The following is an 18,574-nucleotide window of genomic DNA, read 5'->3' on the forward strand; positions in this document are numbered from 1 at the left end:
CCTACGTGTTACTCACCCGTCCGCCGCTAACTCTCAGGAGTGCAAGCACTCCATCAAGTCCGCTCGACTTGCATGTATTAGGCACGCCGCCAGCGTTCGTCCTGAGCCAGGATCAAACTCTCCAATAAAGTGTTTGACTTGCTCATTTCAAAGCTAACGTATTAGCGTTTGCTTGTGTTACATTGACGTGATCCATTTGTTCAGTTTTCAAGGAACTTGTTGGCTGCTTTGCCGATCATCTTCAATCAGCAGCGCAGGTTTATATCTTACCAAGTATTTAACTTGATGTCAACACTTTTTTTCGACGCCGTTCGACAAGCTTCAAAAGCTTTCGTCAAAAGCGACAATTAGTAATATACCATGATACAAAAGATATAGCAAGCATTTTTAAAAGAAAATATGTAAAGTTTCGCATAACATCGATCCTATTATGATTTATACCTTATAGAGATCGATATGTAACCCAATCTGTCAGCTGCCTCGCTATAGATGTGCTCCAAATATAGACCTCAAATTCATGAAATATCATCTCGAAATGTAGTTGATTTCCCATAAAAAAGGTTTTAAGGTTAGTTCATCGCTTTTCTAAAGCCCGACTACATCTAATAAGAAAGGAGTTCGCCGAATGGCAGACAAAAGCATCGCTCTCCAAAAGCCCAAAGATACTCCAAGTCCTGCGCACGGAGAAGCACATCAAGCCACCGTATATAAAATTCTGATCGCCATCAGTTTCGTGCATTTGTTTAATGATTCGATTCAGTCCGTGATCCCTGCTATCTTTCCTATATTAAAGGATAATCTGCTGCTTACCTTTACTCAGATCGGTTGGATCTCCTTTGCTATCAACTTCACATCATCTATCATTCAGCCGGTTATCGGGTATGCCGCGGATCGAAGGCCGACACCGATTCTGCTTCCGATCGGTATGTGTTTCACGTTTGCAGGCGTATTTATTCTTGCATATGCACATACATATCTCATGGTTCTATTCGCGGTCGTTCTGATCGGATTAGGCTCGGCGACCTTCCACCCTGAGGGAATGCGGGTCGCTCATATGGCTGCAGGTATGCGAAAAGGGTTATCCCAATCGATCTTTCAAGTAGGGGGCAATGCCGGACAGTCACTTGCTCCGCTCCTGACAAGATACATTTTCGTACCGTTCGGACAGTTTGGCGCGATCGGTTTCACCTTCGTTGCTGCGGCTGGTATCATCGTGCAATCCTATGTTGCGCATTGGTATCACGGCATGCTGAAGGCTGGTTACACATTTAAAAAGAAAGCTGCCGGGCGCATGCTCGATCCCGCCCGCCGCAAGAGCGTGCGCAATGCAACGCTGGTGCTCGTCATTCTCGTGTTTATCCGCTCCTGGTATGGCGCAGCCATTAGCAGCTATTATGCCTTCTACCTCATGGATGCATACAAGATCACGATTGATAATGCTCAGATCTATATTTTTCTGTTTCTCGCTTCCGGAGCTGTGGGCACCTTCTTCGGCGGTCCGCTGGCCGACCGCTTTGGCCGCCGCAATATGATCATGCTCTCCATGATCGGTACGGCACCCATTGCGTTGATTCTGCCGTTCGCCTCGCCATTCTGGGCGGCTGTATTGCTGCTCATCGGCGGATTTGTCCTATTATCCAGTTTCTCGGTTACCGTTGTATATGCCCAACTGCTGCATCCCGGCAATATCGGTACGGTATCCGGGCTGATCACCGGGTTTGCTTTTGGCATGGGCGGGATCGGTTCGCTTGTGCTCGGTAATCTCGGGGATGCTTGGGGAATCAGCAATGTCATGATCGCCATCGGCTTCCTGCCGCTGCTTGGTCTGCTTGCCCTGCTTCTTCCCGGTGATGACAAGCTGGACCAGTGGGCGAGAGATTAATCGACATATAAAAAAGACACTCATCGGTCGCACTTTGCGTGCATCTGGTGAGTGTTTTTTATTTTATTTTTCTAACGAGTTTGATAAACCAGTATAGGAATATCCATGGAAGCACGTACTTCGTCAGCCACTCGATCGTTAAGCGGAGACCTTCCGTTCCCCCGTTGGACTGAATCAAGCCTTTTAATACCAAAATGATAAGAAACAAGGGTAAAATCAATATGGGGATATAACCTAACCATTTTTTATTCTTCATACTACCACCTCTCTGCCAAAAATATAGCACATCCGGTAAATTAAAAATCAAAATATTTATCTCATCAATAAAAAGGGAGCTATCCTGGTTTAAGAAAAACCATAGGACAACTCCCCATTGCTTTAAACCCTTCTTATAAGTGAAATTCGACCCTGTCGAATTTAGATCTTGTTCAGATACTCGAGCAAACGGTACACAATCACAGATACCTGAGCCCGAGTGGAAGTCTCACCCGGTGCGAAGCGGTTGCCGTTTACTCCCTTCACCAGACCTTCGTTCACAGCAAAAGCTACGGCCGCACGTGCATCCTCCGAAATCAGATTCGTATCGTTAAATGACAATGAGCCTGCTTCGGAATCAATCTTCAGCGCATCCGCAATCATGACTACCATGTCTTCACGGGTCAGAGGATTTTTCGCTCCCGCTTCTTTGCTGCGTGTTTCCCAATCGATGCCTGTCTCGAAAATACGATCAAGCAATGTAGAAAATTCGGCACGGGTCACCGCATTGTTTGGAGAGAAGCGACCTGCACCTGTACCGTTCGTGATATGCTGCGAGGCGGCAACCTCGATCTCATCCTTAGCCCAGTGGCTGACGATGTCGTTAAAGGTCACGTTATTCTCGGCAGCCACATAAGATCCTGGACCGTCAACACGGAACGTGATCGATCCACGCTCAGCGGAATGCAGCAATCCTGCGGATTGCAGGTCTCCTTTTTCCGACTGCACGTAGGCACCTACCTTGCGCGTATCCTTCACTTTTGTATGGTCATAATTCAATGTCAGTAAAAGCGGATGTTTAAACTTGTCCTCGTGTTTGACCGAAACGATCGAGGATACAGCGTTCAAGGTGTTCCCGGATCCCGCTTTGCTTGCAGCTACGGAAACCGTCAAGCTGAATCCGCTGCTCGTCGTGAAATCATCCAATGCATCGGCAGGCACCGTCAGGGTAAATCCGTTACCCGTAATAACAAGCGGTTTGCCGGATGCTTTCAGTTTATCCACGGCAGCTTTGCCGAGGGTAAGGGCTACATCGCTATATTTGCTGAAATCCAGCTTCGATACATCCAGCTTCACTTCTTTGCCATCTCCAGTAATTCCTGCTGTAACCACTGCTTCAGACAAAGCGGCCGTTGCAGACTCGGTGCCATCCGCATTTTTCTTCGTCGTTACTTTGGCATCCCCCGATACTTCTGGAGCCGGAGTGGACGGAGTTCCTGTGGAACCGCCGCCGGAGGACGAGCCGCCACCGCCTCCTCCGCCGGATCCGCCACCTGGGTTACCTGGGTTACCTGGATCCGGGTTCCCTGGTCCAGGCGCGCCTGTCAGCTGCAAGGATACGGAAGCCGTTCCTTGGAGTCCTTGACGGTCTTTGACGGAAAGCTCAACGGTATAGTTGCCAGAAGACAATCCATCTAATGCAATGTTAAAGGCACCATCCTGCTCGACATCAAAGCTGCCTTCCTTCGCTACCGTTTTATTAGCTCTTTTAATAACATAAGTGGCATCCAGCCATTCACTGACGTCAAAATCAATCGTCCATTCATCCCACATTGCTGGGGCAGCCGTTACATAGAGGTCATCGACCTTGCCGGTTAATGCGGGATTGTTCTTACCGGAGATTTTGACATCAAGCTCGGTTTTGATCTCTGGTGCCGTTCTCTTCACGAAGAATGGAATTGTGGCGTAATCAGAATAAATATTCCCATTAGTGCCGAGAGAGAGAAGCTCAACCGAGTACAAGCCGTCTTTAACCTCTTCGATTTCCTCGGATGAATAGTTGTGGTACTCCCCATCCCAGTCGAGTGTATATTCCGTATTAGCATTAAAGAGATACTCATCCGCACCAAAAATTTGCCCAATCACTCCATCTTGATCTGGTCCTGATTCTGGGTGAAGGCTATCATACAAATCTACGATGACGATTCCCATTGGATTATAGAATTCAAAACCTACACTCAGTTCACCTAGTTCTCCTTGTTCGTTCAGAGGGAAGTGCGCCAGATAGTTCTCGGTCTCACTGTAAACCTTGGTATATTTGACACCGGTCATTTCCAGATTAAAGTAAGCTACATAGGGTACAGAGTAAGTACGAGTATCATTTTTGAAAATAATGTAGCCCTGCTGCTCTGAAACCCCGGATACACCTGCCGGAACTTGAAGCGTTACAACCAGTTCTTTCTCGCCACTTAAATCAAAAGAAGGTTGATCCACCGTAACAGCTACTCCAGGGGTAGATTGAGTTGTACTAACCTCAACCTCAAACTGACCACCAATGTCACCAATCTGCTCAACTTTTATTTTCTTCTGAACAGTTTGTGCGGTCGCTCCTGTAAAATTACCGAAGTTAATGCTTCCCGTAATATTATCCTGCTCTTTACTTGTTCCGTTCTCCTGATAAGAAGTCTTGTCCAGGACCTTCACCAGAGCCTCTGCCTGGATCGTATTGAGTGCTTGTACGCGCCCGGCCCCTTGATCCGTTACGTCGTAAGACTCGGTATTCAGTACTTTGGCGTTGTTCATCAGTGCGACTTTGACATCGAATGGAGTCCAATCGTTGTGTTTCTCCAAAATGAGAGCTGCAAGCCCTGCCACATGCGGGGATGCCATACTAGTACCTGTTAAACGATCATAGGACTGACTGTAATCTGCATCTGCAATGTCCTTCCCGTATGCCGGAACGGATGACAAAATGCTTGTTCCTGGTGCTACCACGTCAGGCTTGATGTCCAGCGTCTTTTTAGCCGGGCCTCTGGAGCTGGAATCATTAATCTCATCGCCTGCGGTTCGGTTTTTAATAAAATCCGAAAACTTCACTTTCAGATCCGGGTTGGCATCGAGCAGCGATTTGATATAATCGCCGTCTTCTTTACTCATACTAAAGGTTGGAATGAAGGAGAAGCTGTCCCCAAGCAAGACGCCGATTGGGCCAGGGTTCTGGTTGAATACGATGACACCCGTCGCGCCTGCTGCTTTCGCATTGGCAATCTTATCGACAAAGGCGAGTTCGCCGCGTTTAATCAAAGCGATTTTACCTGCTACGTCTTTATTTGCAAAATCCTCTGGCTTACCCAGATCCGCATAAAAAAGTCCAAAATCTCCATCAAGGACGACTTCTGGGTCCTCAGCCAGGTTCCAAGCCATTAATTCAAGCTTATACGTAGCATCTACCACAGTAATCGGAGTGACATCATCTACCGGAGGCACTTCTACATCCTTGACAGATTCAACAGGCACTTCATCAGTGACAGGCTCCTCTTCTGCACCATCTCCCGATTGAACTGGATTGGAATCCTGCTCCGTATCGACGGAAGTTGCAGTTCCATCCATAGCGGCCGTGTCATCAATCAATGCAGCCTGGGCAGATTTATCGATTGGTGCAACATCTTCAGTCGATGTTGATCCAACTGCTTCGTCTGCCTGTGCTCCTAAATCCTTCTTCACTTCAGGCGTGACGGGTTGTGTTGGCTCCGCTCCAGGTTCCAACGTGCCCTCATTGGTTTCAGTTGGGCCTTCTGGCATTTCCCCATCCGTGAAAAAGTGCGATGTTGCCGCAATTTCGTCACTTGGACCTGTAGAGTTTCCTACCGTTATCGGAAAAGCCGCCGCCCCCGGTGATCCAACCGTCCAGCGGTTTGGCCCTGTATTTCCGCTTGCAACGACTGGCGTGACACCAGCCAGCGCAGCATTGTTGAGTGCTACGGATGTTACATAATCCGGGTCATTGCGGGAATTACCAAGCGAGAGGTTGATTACATCCATCCCATCCTGCACGGAGCGGTCAATACCTCCAAGCACCCAGCTGGAATAGCCGCTTCCGTAGGGCCCAAGAACGCGGTAAGCATAGATATCCGCGCCCGGCGCAATGCCTACGACTCCATATTCGCCGACATCGCGGGCTCCGATGGTACCCGCTACGTGCGTTCCATGATCCGTCCAATACGTACTTCCCCTGTCATCGACCTCTGGGGGATTGGAAGGGTCATTTTCCCAGTCGACTGGAGTAGTCTCATATGGATCATTATCATTGTCAACGAAGTCATATCCGCCCTTATAAGCATCTTTCAGGACAGGGTGAACATAATCAATACCTGTATCAATAACGCCGACTTTAATGCCTTTACCTGTATATCCGAGATCCCATACTTCCGGAGCACCGATGAATGGCCCCGTATCTTTCATATATGGATTCACTTCGCCCTTCGGTCCAACCGTTACCTCCAGATCGGGATAAACGCCTAAAACGCCTGGAATATCAAGCAGCGCTTCAATCTTGCTGCCATCGATCTCCATGGACACCCCATTGAATGCGTAACTGTATTGGTTCGAAATTTCGTGTGATATATTCTTCGTGTCCAGACTGCGAATAAAAGTCTGCTGCTCCAATTGTACCTGGGCTTCGACCTTCGCCTCTGCCGAAGAACTAAAAGATTGGCCCTGAATGGAGGATAGGCCTTTTGCCAAAGCCACTGGCTCAGTAGATAACTCTACGATGACTCTTGCTGGACCCCCAGCAGACTTCTGTAGACTTTGATCAAGCTTGGGAAACTCCGCTAGCTTTGCTCTCTGTTTTAGAATATCCTTTAACTGCCTTGCTTCATCGGCACTGAGCTGATTGCCCAGTTCGATCTGCCGTTCTGCCGGAGCGGCCCCAGCCGCTGGTGCAATCAATGATAGCATCAATATAAAACTTAGTAGTGCGGACCATAACTTTTTACTCAAGGCTTTGCCCCTCCCAAAAAATTAGATTTCTCAATCAATTCAGGGTCTGGGATGTCATCAGCATAACTGTGCTGCCTATCGATGGTATCCACTCCTTTCCGCATAAGACTGACCCGTGGTAAATTATTCGAGAATCTGAAATTAGATTCCTTCATCCTTTTCTGTATGTTTTTGTTAAATCCAGTCGATTGTATAGGAGGTTTTGACGAATGCCAGGAAACATCATAAATTCAAAGGGAATTAAGGCTTATATAGGAGGTAAGGGGGGAGAAATGAAATCGAGGAAAAAGAAAAACCGAGACTATGAAATAGCCTCGGTTTCTAAGCGGTGCAACTGATTCTGCAAGATATATCCAGTCAATCCTATGATTCGTTCAGCAACCGCACAAACTCTTCTTCATCCTCCAGGATGTCGATGCCGAGCTGCTGGGCTTTGGTCAGCTTGCTGCCGGCTTTTTCGCCTGCAATGAGGAGGTCGGTTTTCTTGGACACGCTGCCGGTGACTTTGGCACCGAGCGCTTCCAAGCGTTCCGTTGCCTCTTCACGGGTCAGCAGATGGAGGGTCCCTGTCAGCACGACCGTCTTGCCGCTGAAATAGGAATCGGTGCTAACTGGCTTCGGTGCTTCCGGCGCTTTCGCCTGGACACCCAGCGAAAGCATCTTCTGAATGCTCGCTTGCGCAAACGGATCCGCGAAGTATCCAGCGATACTTTCGGCCACGATGCCGCCTACGTCCGGCAGCTCGACCAATTCTTCTGCGGTTGCCGCCATCACACGGTCCAGATCACGGTAATGATCGGCCAGCATTTTGGTTGTAGATTTGCCGGTATTCGGAATACCCAGTGCAAAGAGGAAGGATGCAAGATCCCGCTCCTTGCTTTTCTCGATGGCATCCAGCAGATTCTGGGCTTTTTTCTCACCGAAGCGCTCGAGCTTCAGCAAACTATCAAAAGATAACGTATAAAGATCTGCCGGTTCTCTCACACCCAGTTCGTCGTATAACTGGATCGCAGTCTTATCGCTAAACGTCTCAATGTCCATGGCATCCCTGGAAGCAAAATGCGTGATGCGGGCCACGATTTGCGGCTTGCACCCGGTCTTGTTGTTGCAGAAGAGATGAGCGCCGCGCTGCTCCAACGGGAAACCGCAGGATGGGCATTGATCCGGGAACAATATCTCTTCCCCATCCTGCTCCTCCGTTACTTTGCCGAGGATCTCGGGAATGACGTCATTCGAACGGCGAATAAAGACTCGAGAGCCCAGCGCGAACTTAAGGTTCTTGCGCTCAATATCCCCGATATTGTTCAGCGTACAATTTTGTACGGTAACTCCGGCAAGCTCAACAGGCTCCACACGCGCTAATGGCGTGATTTTTCCGGTCCGTCCCACATTCCAGGTTACCGACTGCAGCACGGTCGTGGTTTCTTCCGCTTCGAATTTGTAAGCGACTGCCCAGCGCGGGAACTTGTCGGTATAACCAAGAGCTTCGCGAATACGGAAGTCGGTCACCTTCACAACCGCCCCATCAATGAGATAATCGAGCTCGGAACGACGTTTCTCGATATCGGCCAATTGCTCCATTACATCATCAAACTGCTCAAAATAGAAAATGTACGGATTGACCTTAAGCCGGTTCTCACGGAGGAAATCCATCATTTCCTTGTGATCGGCAAAGGTGATTCCATCCGAATAACCTACATTATAGAAGTAGGCGTTCAGCTTACGCTCGGCCGTCACCTTCGGATTAAGATTGCGGAGCGCCCCTGCTGCGGCATTACGCGCGTTTTTGAGCGGCTCAGCCGCGGTTTGATTGTATTTGTCCAGCACGGACAGGTTCATGATGCCTTCGCCCTGCACTTCAATCGTGCCTTCTGTATACGGGATCGTCATCGGCACCGATTTGATGGTCTTCACCTGAGCCAAAATTCCTTCGCCAACCGCACCGTTGCCCCGTGTCGACGCTTGAACCAGTTTACCGTTCTGATAGGTCAGATTCAGCGTCAACCCGTCAAACTTCAGCTCCAGTGCATAACAAGGAGTAGGCAGAGGATTGCCGGGATTCTTCGTATTGTAGTCATTGACCAGCCTGACGACGCGATCATGCCAGGTACGGAGCTGCTCGATGTTCTGAGCCTTATCAAGGCTCCATAACGGAGCCAAATGGCGATGCGGGGCAAAACCTTTCAGAATCTCCCCACCCACCCGCTGGGTCGGAGAATCCGGAAGCGTCACGCCGGTCTCTGCCTCCAACGCTACCAGCTGGTCGTACAGGGCGTCATACTCCTTGTCGCTTACAAGCGGCTGATCCAGCGTGTAGTAATGGTAATTGTAATTGTTTAGCTCCGCAATGAGCTTCTCCATCTTTTCCTTGAAATCCATGCAGGGGCAATCCTCCTTCAATAATATAAGTTGTAACCCTTATTCCACCTTCGTAATCGGCGCGAAGCCGGCAAGGAGACGTTTCACACCCACAGGCGCCGGGAATGCAATCTGCAATTCCATGTCATTGCCGCTGCCTTTGACCGCTACAATCGTACCGGTTCCCCATTTGCCATGGGCTACTTTGTCACCAGCTTTAAAACCACCGCTGTCCGAAGCAGCTGCCGAACGGGATGGCGCACCGGTTGTCATGGTCACCCGGCTCTTCGGTGCGGCTTGGGCGGAAGCGGTCGATCCGCTAAGGGAGAGGTCCACGTTGCGTCCACCCCCGAAGTTGCTGCCTCCACCGCCGCCGAAGCCGCGTCCTGCGTAAGATCCGCCCACATTGCTTCCGCTGCCTCTGCGGTATCGGTCATTCGCCATCTGGGTGTCTTCCTTCAGCTCTTCCGGAATTTCCTCCAGGAATCGTGAAGGCGGGTTCGCCGTCGTACGGCCAAATAGCGTACGCATGCGCGCACAGGACAGGAACAGCTGCTTCTCCGCACGTGTGATACCGACATAGGCAAGTCGGCGCTCCTCTTCTAGCTCTTCGTTATCCATAAAGGCACGGCTGTGCGGGAATACCCCTTCCTCCATGCCGATGATGAACACGACTGGGAACTCCAAGCCTTTGGCACTGTGCATGGTCATGAGCACGACAGCATCGTCGCGATCTTCTTCGTCATCGTTCATCGAGTCGATGTCCGCAATCAAAGCAAGATCTGTGAGGAAGGAGATGAGCGACTTATCCTCGTTGTTCTTCTCGAACTCTTGCGTCACCGACAGGAACTCGTCGATGTTCTCGAGGCGGGATCTGGATTCGATCGTATTCTCGTTTTGCAGCTCGAGGCGGTATTCGGACATTTCCAATATTTTTTCAGTAAGCTCGGTGACCGAAAGAAACTCAACCATTCGGCTGAGCGCGGCAATCATGTCGTAGAAGCCCACTAGCGCATTGCGCGTCCGTCCGGCAAAGCCGAGATCGTCCACGATTTCCAGCACGCGGAAGATCGAGATGCCCCGCTCTGCGGCTGCAGCAGCCAGCTTCCCGACGGTTGTGTCGCCGATGCTTCTTTTTGGCACATTAATGATCCGCGTTAAACTGATATCGTCGTCCGGGTTGGAGATCAGGCGAAGGTAAGCAAGCATGTCCTTAATCTCTTTGCGATCGTAGAACTTGATGCCCCCGACGATCTGGTACGGGATGTCCGACTTGATCAGAATTTCCTCGATAACCCGGGACTGCGCATTGGTCCGATACAGAATCGCGTGGTCCTGATAACTCTTGCCGGCGTTAATGCTCTTGCTAATTTCCGAGGTAACAAAATACCCCTCATCATGCTCCGTATCCCCACGGAACACCTTGATCTTCGGTCCTTCACCTTGCTCGGTCCACAGATTCTTTGGCTTGCGGCCAGTGTTCAGGCCAATGACATTGTTGGCAGCGTTCAAAATGTTCGCTGTAGAACGGTAATTCTGCTCGAGCAGAATCGTCCGCGCCTCAGGGTAATCCTGCTCAAAATTCAGGATGTTCGTAATATCCGCACCACGCCAGCGGTAGATCGATTGATCGCTGTCCCCGACAACGCAGATGCGGTGATGGCTATCCGCCAGCATCCGGCAGAGCATGTACTGCGCCCGGTTGGTATCCTGATATTCATCCACGTGAATGTACTGGAATTTGCGCTGGTAGAAATCGAGAACCTCCGGCACTTCCTTAAACAGCTGAATCGTGGTCATGATCAGATCGTCAAAATCAAGCGAATTGTTGCTCTTCAAGCGTTTCTGGTATTCGGTGTAGACCTTGGCTACAAGGGATTCAAAATAGTCTCCGGCTTTCTGTTCATACTGCTGCGGGGATATCAGCTCATTCTTAGCGGCGCTCATGGCCCCTTGAATCGCCTTCGGCTCAAATTTCTTCGTATCGATATTGTGATGCTTCATTACGTTCCGAATAACCGACAGCTGATCCGTCGAGTCCAGAATACTGAAATTCGAGGTGAAACCAATCCGTTCAATGTCTCTACGCAAAATTCGCACGCACATCGAGTGGAACGTCGATACCCAGATGTCCTGGCCTTCGCGGCCAACCAGCTTGGATACCCGCTCCTGCATCTCGCGTGCCGCTTTATTCGTAAATGTAATCGCAAGGATGCTCCATGGTGCGGCTTTGCGAGTGGCGATCAAGTAACCGATCCGGTGCGTCAGCACCCGCGTCTTGCCGGAGCCGGCACCCGCCATAATGAGCAGCGGTCCGTCGGTTGCTTCAACGGCTTGACGCTGCTGTGGATTCAGACGGCTGACGGCGTCGTGTATATCAATGGAATGCATAGTGTTGCCTCCTAATAGGTGTAGATTTGATAAGGGAGAAACTTGGACAAAAGTGAAAAGCCAAAAAATGAGATAGGTCGGGCAGATAGATAAAATTTAAAGAGAATGAATATGAATATAGATTACCGACGTATCTGTATCTAATACACTGTGAGTTCTGCGTTGCTTGACTTGATGAATTACAATATTTTTTAGCGGATCTTATAACCGAGACCAGTCAGCCCTTCACGGCCTTGACCGTCTCGAGCGCCTGCTCCAGATGATCATACACAACGTTGCCAACAACGATCGTATCAGAGATAGCTGCAGCCTCCAGCGCCTGCTCGGCATTGGTAATTCCGCCACCGTAGAACAAACGAGCATTATCCAGCGATCTTCGAACCGTACGAACGGTTTCCATATCCCCGAACGCGCCGCTGTTTTCCAGGTACACAATCGGAAGATTCATCAGCTTGTCCGCAATCTGCGCATAAGCAGCGGCTCCGCTCGCATCAATCGAAGTCTCTGCTCCGGTCAGCTTCGCAACCGCGGCATTCTCGTTCAACACGATATAACCTTCGGTCACGACCAGATCCCACGGTATCATATACCCGTAGCGTTCGATTCCCTCGCGATGCCGGCCCATGATCCAGGTCGGATCCTGCGTATTCATGACCATCGGGACCATATATAGATCAAATCCGGGTACAACGGCTTCCAGATCGGATACTTCCTGCACGCACGGCAGCTCGTAACGTCGAACTCGGGACAGTAGGTCCACGGTATTTTCATAAGTGACTCCGGTTGAGCCTCCGACCATAATGGCATCGGTTCCTGACAAACATACCACATCAAGGGTCTCGTCATCGATCTCCTTGTCGGGGTCCAGCTTAAACACATGCCTCCAGGATTGTATCATCTCTTTCAAGCGTCATTCCTCCACGTTCACGGGTTACTATTATACTAAAATAAGTCTATGCTAGCACGGTAAGCAAGTCAATTTATGTTCGCATAAAATACGAACATTTTTTTGGTAATTGTCGTTTATCTGTTCAGCCGATATCCGAACCGCGCTGCTGGTAAGGGATTTGGGCTGATACTCCGCTAAGAAAGGCGTCTACCGACGTACAATCCCAGACCGTATGACGCACCACCCCAGACCGCATTAAGATGGTGGTTTTTTTGGGATATCAAGGTAGGCCATGTTTCGAAGTTTGTACTTTCTCATATTATGAAAAAGCCCGCGTCTTCTTTTGGAGACAACGGACTTCGATGTTCAGCATCACTTTATATGAAGAATTGCCTACTCCATAGACGGGCCATACAACATGAAGTAAGCCATGCAAAACACCCCTATGCCAGTCACTTTTTAATCGTATATCTCAAACTGTTCTGCTCCAGTTCCGGCTCTGTCAGCAGGTCTGAATAAACGCCGTACACGCCCCATTTTTCATAATTGTTCACGGTCGTGGTGTCATTAATGGTGTGGACATAAGTCACGGCACCCGCTTGCCTCAGCTTGGCTACGAAATTCGGGCTGACCTTGTACTCCGGCATGGTAACGGCGTCAATGTTGTTCTCCTGCACGAAAGCCGTGATCTCGGCAGGTGAATCCTGCGTGGCATACAGCGTATAGATAATTGACTCAAACGGATAGATGTCCAGAACCATATCGAGCATGGGCTCATTATAAATTTGGATGACCACCCGATCCAGAAGTTCCGGGTCCCGCTCATTAGCAGCGTTTACAATCTCCGTGAACAGGTATTGAATATCCTGATCCTCCTGCTCCTTCGTGTCTGTCACGATGTAGATATCGGGATGACGCTCCATCATATCCATTATCCCCTCAATATCCATCGGTTGGTATTGCTCCAAAATCGGTGTATTAATGAATTCCTCATGGCTCAGACGGGCTGCCTGCTTATCGTCCGGGAGTTTTTCCTTCTGGCCCAGCTGCTGTGTCATGCTCTCCGTCCACTCATGCCTGGCGACGACTTTACGGTCCTCCGTCAGCATCAAATCAATCTCGAATACCCGAGTGCCTTTCTCATAGTTAACGACCATGGCTTCATAAGCGTTCGTATAGGGCTGTTCACCGATACTCCCCATGGCGTGCGCAATCAGGCGATAGGCCGCGAATCCTTGCGGTTCTTCCTCATCCATCTCAAGATGAGTCTGAAGCAGTATCATAATGGCGGAAAATAATAGAAGGACAGCTGCGATCCGTTTCATGGTATCCCCACCCTTTGCATCGTTCATCGCTGTTGCTAGGTAAATACCCGGTTGAAGGGTCGGCCAAACAAAAAACCGCCACTTGGCTGCAGCCAAATGACGGAATGATTTTATGGATACTGCTGATCACTAGCTTTTGGCCTTCAAAAGATGAATATACCATTTCAAACCCGCATTGTGGTTAAACACGCTGACTTTATCCACGATATCAAATAATCCGCAGCTTTCCATCTCGCTAATCTTATGTTCTACCATGAGATAATCAGAATCTTGGGTGTTCTTGTGTGAATATAGAGAAGAGATGATGACGCCATCCGGGGTCAAGTAACGTGCATATTCTAGCAGTTTGATCGGGGTATTAGGCACGTACTGCAATGACTCATTAAACACAATGACATTGTAACGCTTATGAGGAACATAATGATTGATGTCCGCGCGCTGGAATAGGTTCCTTGATGTTTTGCTGGATGCGATTCTGATCGCTTCTTCGGACAGGTCGACACCCGTGTAATTCAACTGTTCAACATCAAGGAGCATGTCATACAATATCCCGGCCCCGCATCCCATATCCAAAATGCCCTCGTCCCCAATAAACTTTCTTATATAACCGTACACTACCGAGTATCTGGCATATTCCGTGATGTCCGATAAATAATCCCACATGTTGGATCTATACTCTTCGTCCCATTGCTGTTGATTGCTTTCAATGAAATCCTGAACCTTGGCGTTTTCCATTTCGATTCCTCCCCATATTGGATGTTAATTCCCGTTTGGCAAATGAAGCGGCGACAGATGAAAACAAGGTCATTTGAAAAACATTAACTTAGCGCTCACAAAGAAAATCAAGAATTGGATCATCCTTGCGTACTAACGATCCTACATATGGACCACTGAAGACATTGACGAGCCCCCTATTTCATTATAATAGTATTATAGTTATATATTGTAAATGTATCCGATTGACTATTGTACGATGTGGTGCACATGCATGTCTCTGGCTTGATGAATGGATCAAATGTCCGAAATTAATTCTCTGATACGCCACAGCCTTACAAGAAGCGACAGCATTCGATATCTATCTGCGTGAGTCGGGACCTGGGGAGCATATAAGCGTCTGGGACAGGTACGCAAACAAAAAAACGCCATCTGGCTCATGCCAAATGACGTTAACATCGATTATGATCAGTATGCGTTCTTGAATCCGTTGCGGATCGTGCGCAGAATGATTTTGATATCAAACAGAATGGACCAATTCTCGATGTAGAAAATATCGTGCTTGATCCGTTCCTCAATCGAAGTATCCCCACGCAGGCCGTTGCTCTGCGCCCATCCCGTGATGCCCGGGCGTACATGGTGTTTCACCATGTACTTTGGAATTTCCTCTTTGAACTGTTCAACATAATAAGGTCGCTCCGGCCTAGGGCCTACCACGCTCATATGACCGAACAGGACATTGAAGAACTGAGGCAGCTCATCCAGACTGGTCTTCCGAAGAAAAGAGCCGAACTTGGTGCGGCGCGGATCATTTTCCACGGTCCAGCCCGTATCCGATGCCCCCTCCGGGAGCGGCTTCATGGAGCGGAATTTATACATATAAAAGTTCCTGCGGTTCAGCCCAACCCGCTCCTGCTTGAAAATGACGGGGCCCCGGGAAGTCAAACGAATACCCAGGTAAATCCCGATCATCACCGGCAGGGTCAGAATAATCGCCACTAAGGCGAATACAATATCAAACGCTCGCTTGAAGAGCCGGTTTGCCGCTAGATCCAGCGGGATATCGCGCACGTTGATCATTGGCATTCCCGCAAAGTTATCAAACACCGGCCGTGCCGGGAGGTAATCGAAAAAGTCCGGGATAATCAGCGTACGCACACCGGCTTTTTCACAAGCGGCAATGATCTCCGGGTACTTGTGGTGCGCATTTAGCGGAAGTGCTAGTACGACCTCGTCAACGAGCTTTTCGTTTAGCACCTTATGCAGATCGCTGACCGAACCCAGAATGGGTTTAAGCCGTCTGGCTTCGATCTCGTCCCACTGCTGGTAATCATCCAGGAAACCAATGACTTCATAACCTAGCTCCGGGTATTGCTTCAGATTTTTGAAGAAGCGCTTCCCGAGCGTACCTGCACCCACAATGAGCACGAATTGGCGATTATAGCCTTTTTCCCGAAAATGCTTGAGGGATTTCTTTAGGAAATAACGGTATAGAATAATGAAAGCAACATTGAGAATCATGTAGATGGCGAGATACCAACGGGAGATATTCACCTCTTTAACAAAGAACATGATACTCAAGAGGACGAACATACCGATGAAATGAGCCTGAAAGATTTTCATGAATTCGTCGGCAAAGCGCTTTTTCCGCTTTGGTGAGTATAAGGAAATCATGATGCCAACAGCCAAGGCTACTGCGCCATAAACTAGACTCCACAAAGTATAGGTTTCAAGAGGGAGCGGCTCTTCGTACGGAAACCAGCTGCTCTCAAACTTGATCCACCATGCAAACAAGAATGCCAGCTGGATAAAAGCAAAATCGGTAATCATATATAATTTGGTCAAAAACCCCTGATTCTGGCGGATCATGATTTCACCTCCACTCCACCTGAAGATTGCGTTATGGTTGCTGGACGAATAGGCTTAAGCCGGTTCATAAGCAAGGATAGGAGCAATTTCAGACCAACGCCTGCATAGACGGCTCCATTAACGAATATGTTGTATTTCTGCCGGTAATGCTTCCGATGAAAAAGAATCATCGCCCGATGGAACTCATAAATGATTTTGAACGGCCTGCGCCGGGCGCTGCCGCCTTTATAATGGATAATCTTGGTCCGAGGATAATAGTGAATTCCCCATCCCGCCTGCTTGATGCGATAACACCAGTCGATGTCTTCCCCGTACATAAAAAAGGTTTCATCCAGCCCGCCTACCTGCTCAATCGTCTCGCGACGTACCAGCATGAACGCACCAACCAAACAATCCACCGGATACTCTACGTCCGGATTCAAATATCCCAATTGATACTGGTTGAACTCCGGCTTGTTCGGGAACAGCTTGCTGAGCCCAAAGGCATAGTAAAAAGAAGCCGAAGGCGTAGGAAACCCTCTTTTACAGGCCTTATCCAGCGAACCGTCCGGGAGGACGATTTTACAGCCAGAAGCACCAATGATCGGGTTATAGTCCATAAAAGCGACCATCGTCTCAATCGTATCCTGCTGGATAATCGTGTCGGAATTTAGCAGCAGCATATAGCGACCTTCCGCAACTTCCATCCCCTGATTGTTGGCTTTGGCAAAGCCGGTATTCTCCGTGTTCTCGATCAGCTTGACCTGCGGGAATAACTCTTGGATGGTCTGAACCGAGTCGTCCTTCGAGTTGTTATCTATCAAAATGACTTCGTATGTATAGTCCGTCTCTGATGCAAACACGGATCGCAAACAGTCCACCGTCAGCTGACAGGTATTGTAGTTCACGATTAAAATGCTTAAATCCATTGCATAACGTCTCCTGACAAATATAGTAATCTATCGACATTATAGCATAGTTCATGGAGAAAGAAGGAATATCAAGGAATAAGTTGTCTTGTCCTATTCAACCTCATATAAAGCCGATCAAAATAAAGAACTTAAACAACAAACTCTCTGCCTTGGATTGTCTGTACAATTTGCTCTTACGCGCATAATGTAGCCTGTCTACGAATCTTGTGCGAGATGCAAGAAATAAATCCAGCTGCTCTTTCTGATCGCCAGTCAATCGTGAGCCATAGATTCGATTAAACTCGCTCGCTTGTTTATGCAACAAATCTTTACCCGTATGTCTTTTAAAACTGGCCCATTTGCTCTTTAACTTACCCGCGAGGGAGTTGCTGCCTCCTACCACATTGTTACTGTGCTGACGGTATAACATGGACGGCATGTTATCGTAGATTACGGTTCCAAATGCGGATATCAGCAAGTAAAACCACCAATCGTGCATAAGAACCTTTTGACTGTCAACCGATCTACTATGCATAAACAGGTTTCTTGCCGATCGATTCATCGTGATTGTGGCTCCAATAGCGATATTCTCATATAACGCATTAAAGAAAGATGGCTCCCGAGTAGGAGGCTTAGGCCATGTACCTTCCCGGTTTAACTCGTCATCGGTAAGGTAGGTCGATGTAAATACCATCGCCGGAACTTCTGTATGTATAGAGGAATTCAAGCGTGCGATAGCATGTTCTACCTTATGATCAAACCACACATCATCCTGGTCGCAAAAACAGTAGTAATCAACTTCAGTGTCTGCAGCACGCAGCAGTTCAAAGAAGCTGGACACAACGCCAACATTCGGTCCTTTAATAAGCTTTATCTGATCTGGGTGTATCTTTATCAGTTGTTCGAGAACTTGAACTGTTTGATCCGTGGAACCATCGTCTCGTATCAAAATCGAGATAAAGGGGTGTGTCTGGTTGAGAATGCTCTGGATTTGTTCAGATATATATTGTTCGCCGTTATAAGCGGATAGCAATACTTGCACTTTATTCATATAGGAGAACCTCCGGAAAAGCACATTGGCTTATACTATCGTAATTCATTAGATTTATGAGTGATTTTATGAAATAGGCTAATCATGACCACCCGTCCAACGGGTGGTTTGCTCTTGGGGTATAACCCCTTGTTGCCAAACTGCGCCTAAAGACGCTAGCCTGACCACAAATCCGTTCAGGCTCAGTGTTTTTGTCACTTTCACTTACCAGTTAAACTGGTTTATTTC

The 18,574-nt window shown here is 48.5% G+C and carries 11 protein-coding genes and 1 rRNA gene; 1 reads left to right on the top strand and 11 read right to left on the bottom strand.

Annotated elements, in window-relative coordinates; translation table 11 throughout:
- Positions 1-128, bottom strand: a 16S ribosomal RNA gene (locus AB4124_RS33875); the annotation flags it as partial.
- A gap of 497 nt (positions 129-625) precedes the next feature.
- On the opposite strand from AB4124_RS33875, the gene AB4124_RS33880 reads away from it, so the two are divergent.
- Positions 626-1,882 (top strand): MFS transporter, encoded by a 1,257-nt coding sequence (locus AB4124_RS33880; RefSeq protein WP_441975440.1) that lies wholly within the window; start codon positions 626-628, stop codon positions 1,880-1,882.
- A 58-nt stretch (positions 1,883-1,940) separates the two neighbouring features.
- Here the strand turns inward: AB4124_RS33880 and AB4124_RS33885 are convergent, their stop codons facing one another.
- From AB4124_RS33885 to AB4124_RS33930, 10 genes are all read right to left on the bottom strand, one after another.
- The gene (locus AB4124_RS33885; RefSeq protein ID WP_379414330.1) at positions 1,941-2,138 is read right to left on the bottom strand and encodes a hypothetical protein; all 198 of its coding nucleotides are present in this window, start codon (positions 2,136-2,138) and stop codon (positions 1,941-1,943) included.
- 161 nt (positions 2,139-2,299) lie between these two features.
- A complete protein-coding gene (locus AB4124_RS33890) occupies positions 2,300-6,859 on the bottom strand; it encodes a S8 family serine peptidase (RefSeq protein WP_441975441.1) in 4,560 nt (1,519 codons plus the stop codon).
- 363 nt (positions 6,860-7,222) lie between these two features.
- Positions 7,223-9,238 carry an NAD-dependent DNA ligase LigA gene (ligA, locus tag AB4124_RS33895; protein WP_441975442.1) on the bottom strand — a complete coding sequence of 672 codons (2,016 nt, stop codon included), beginning with the start codon at positions 9,236-9,238 and terminating at the stop codon, positions 7,223-7,225.
- 39 nt (positions 9,239-9,277) lie between these two features.
- Complete coding sequence (pcrA, locus tag AB4124_RS33900; RefSeq protein WP_441975443.1) at positions 9,278-11,608, bottom strand: DNA helicase PcrA; 2,331 nt, start codon at positions 11,606-11,608, stop codon at positions 9,278-9,280.
- 217 nt (positions 11,609-11,825) lie between these two features.
- Positions 11,826-12,515, bottom strand: coding sequence for a heptaprenylglyceryl phosphate synthase (locus tag AB4124_RS33905; RefSeq protein WP_441975444.1), 690 nt, complete (start codon positions 12,513-12,515; stop codon positions 11,826-11,828).
- 434 nt (positions 12,516-12,949) lie between these two features.
- A complete protein-coding gene (locus AB4124_RS33910) occupies positions 12,950-13,822 on the bottom strand; it encodes a phosphatidylinositol-specific phospholipase C/glycerophosphodiester phosphodiesterase family protein (RefSeq protein ID WP_076326479.1) in 873 nt (290 codons plus the stop codon).
- Positions 13,823-13,951: 129 nt separating this feature from the next.
- The gene (locus AB4124_RS33915; protein ID WP_441975445.1) at positions 13,952-14,557 is read right to left on the bottom strand and encodes a class I SAM-dependent methyltransferase; all 606 of its coding nucleotides are present in this window, start codon (positions 14,555-14,557) and stop codon (positions 13,952-13,954) included.
- Between the two features lie 447 nt (positions 14,558-15,004).
- Positions 15,005-16,405, bottom strand: a complete 1,401-nt coding sequence (locus AB4124_RS33920; protein ID WP_441975446.1) for an undecaprenyl-phosphate glucose phosphotransferase — start codon at positions 16,403-16,405, stop codon at positions 15,005-15,007.
- On the bottom strand, positions 16,402-17,313 hold the full coding sequence (locus AB4124_RS33925; protein WP_441975447.1) for a glycosyltransferase family 2 protein: 912 nt from the start codon (positions 17,311-17,313) through the stop codon (positions 16,402-16,404). Before AB4124_RS33925 ends, AB4124_RS33920 begins: the two co-directional genes overlap by 4 nt.
- A gap of 103 nt (positions 17,314-17,416) precedes the next feature.
- Positions 17,417-18,346 (bottom strand): glycosyltransferase family 2 protein, encoded by a 930-nt coding sequence (locus AB4124_RS33930; protein ID WP_441975448.1) that lies wholly within the window; start codon positions 18,344-18,346, stop codon positions 17,417-17,419.
- Between the last annotated feature and the right edge of the window lie 228 nt (positions 18,347-18,574).

The sequence above is a fragment of the Paenibacillus sp. 2KB_20 genome, assembly GCF_052115765.1.
In the GTDB taxonomy this organism is placed as follows: Bacteria; Bacillota; Bacilli; order Paenibacillales; family Paenibacillaceae; genus Paenibacillus_AQ.

What these genes read in the sequence shown, in the direction of transcription:
- AB4124_RS33880 (WP_441975440.1), top strand. Translation starts at nt 626, where the DNA reads ATGGCAGACAAAAGCATCGCTCTCCAAAAGCCCAAAGATACTCCAAGT.
- AB4124_RS33885 (WP_379414330.1), bottom strand. Translation starts at nt 2,138, where the DNA reads ATGAAGAATAAAAAATGGTTAGGTTATATCCCCATATTGATTTTACCC.
- ligA (WP_441975442.1), bottom strand. Translation starts at nt 9,238, where the DNA reads ATGGATTTCAAGGAAAAGATGGAGAAGCTCATTGCGGAGCTAAACAAT.
- pcrA (WP_441975443.1), bottom strand. Translation starts at nt 11,608, where the DNA reads ATGCATTCCATTGATATACACGACGCCGTCAGCCGTCTGAATCCACAG.
- AB4124_RS33910 (WP_076326479.1), bottom strand. Translation starts at nt 13,822, where the DNA reads ATGAAACGGATCGCAGCTGTCCTTCTATTATTTTCCGCCATTATGATA.
- AB4124_RS33915 (WP_441975445.1), bottom strand. Translation starts at nt 14,557, where the DNA reads ATGGAAAACGCCAAGGTTCAGGATTTCATTGAAAGCAATCAACAGCAA.
- AB4124_RS33920 (WP_441975446.1), bottom strand. Translation starts at nt 16,405, where the DNA reads ATGATCCGCCAGAATCAGGGGTTTTTGACCAAATTATATATGATTACC.
- AB4124_RS33925 (WP_441975447.1), bottom strand. Translation starts at nt 17,313, where the DNA reads ATGGATTTAAGCATTTTAATCGTGAACTACAATACCTGTCAGCTGACG.
- AB4124_RS33930 (WP_441975448.1), bottom strand. Translation starts at nt 18,346, where the DNA reads ATGAATAAAGTGCAAGTATTGCTATCCGCTTATAACGGCGAACAATAT.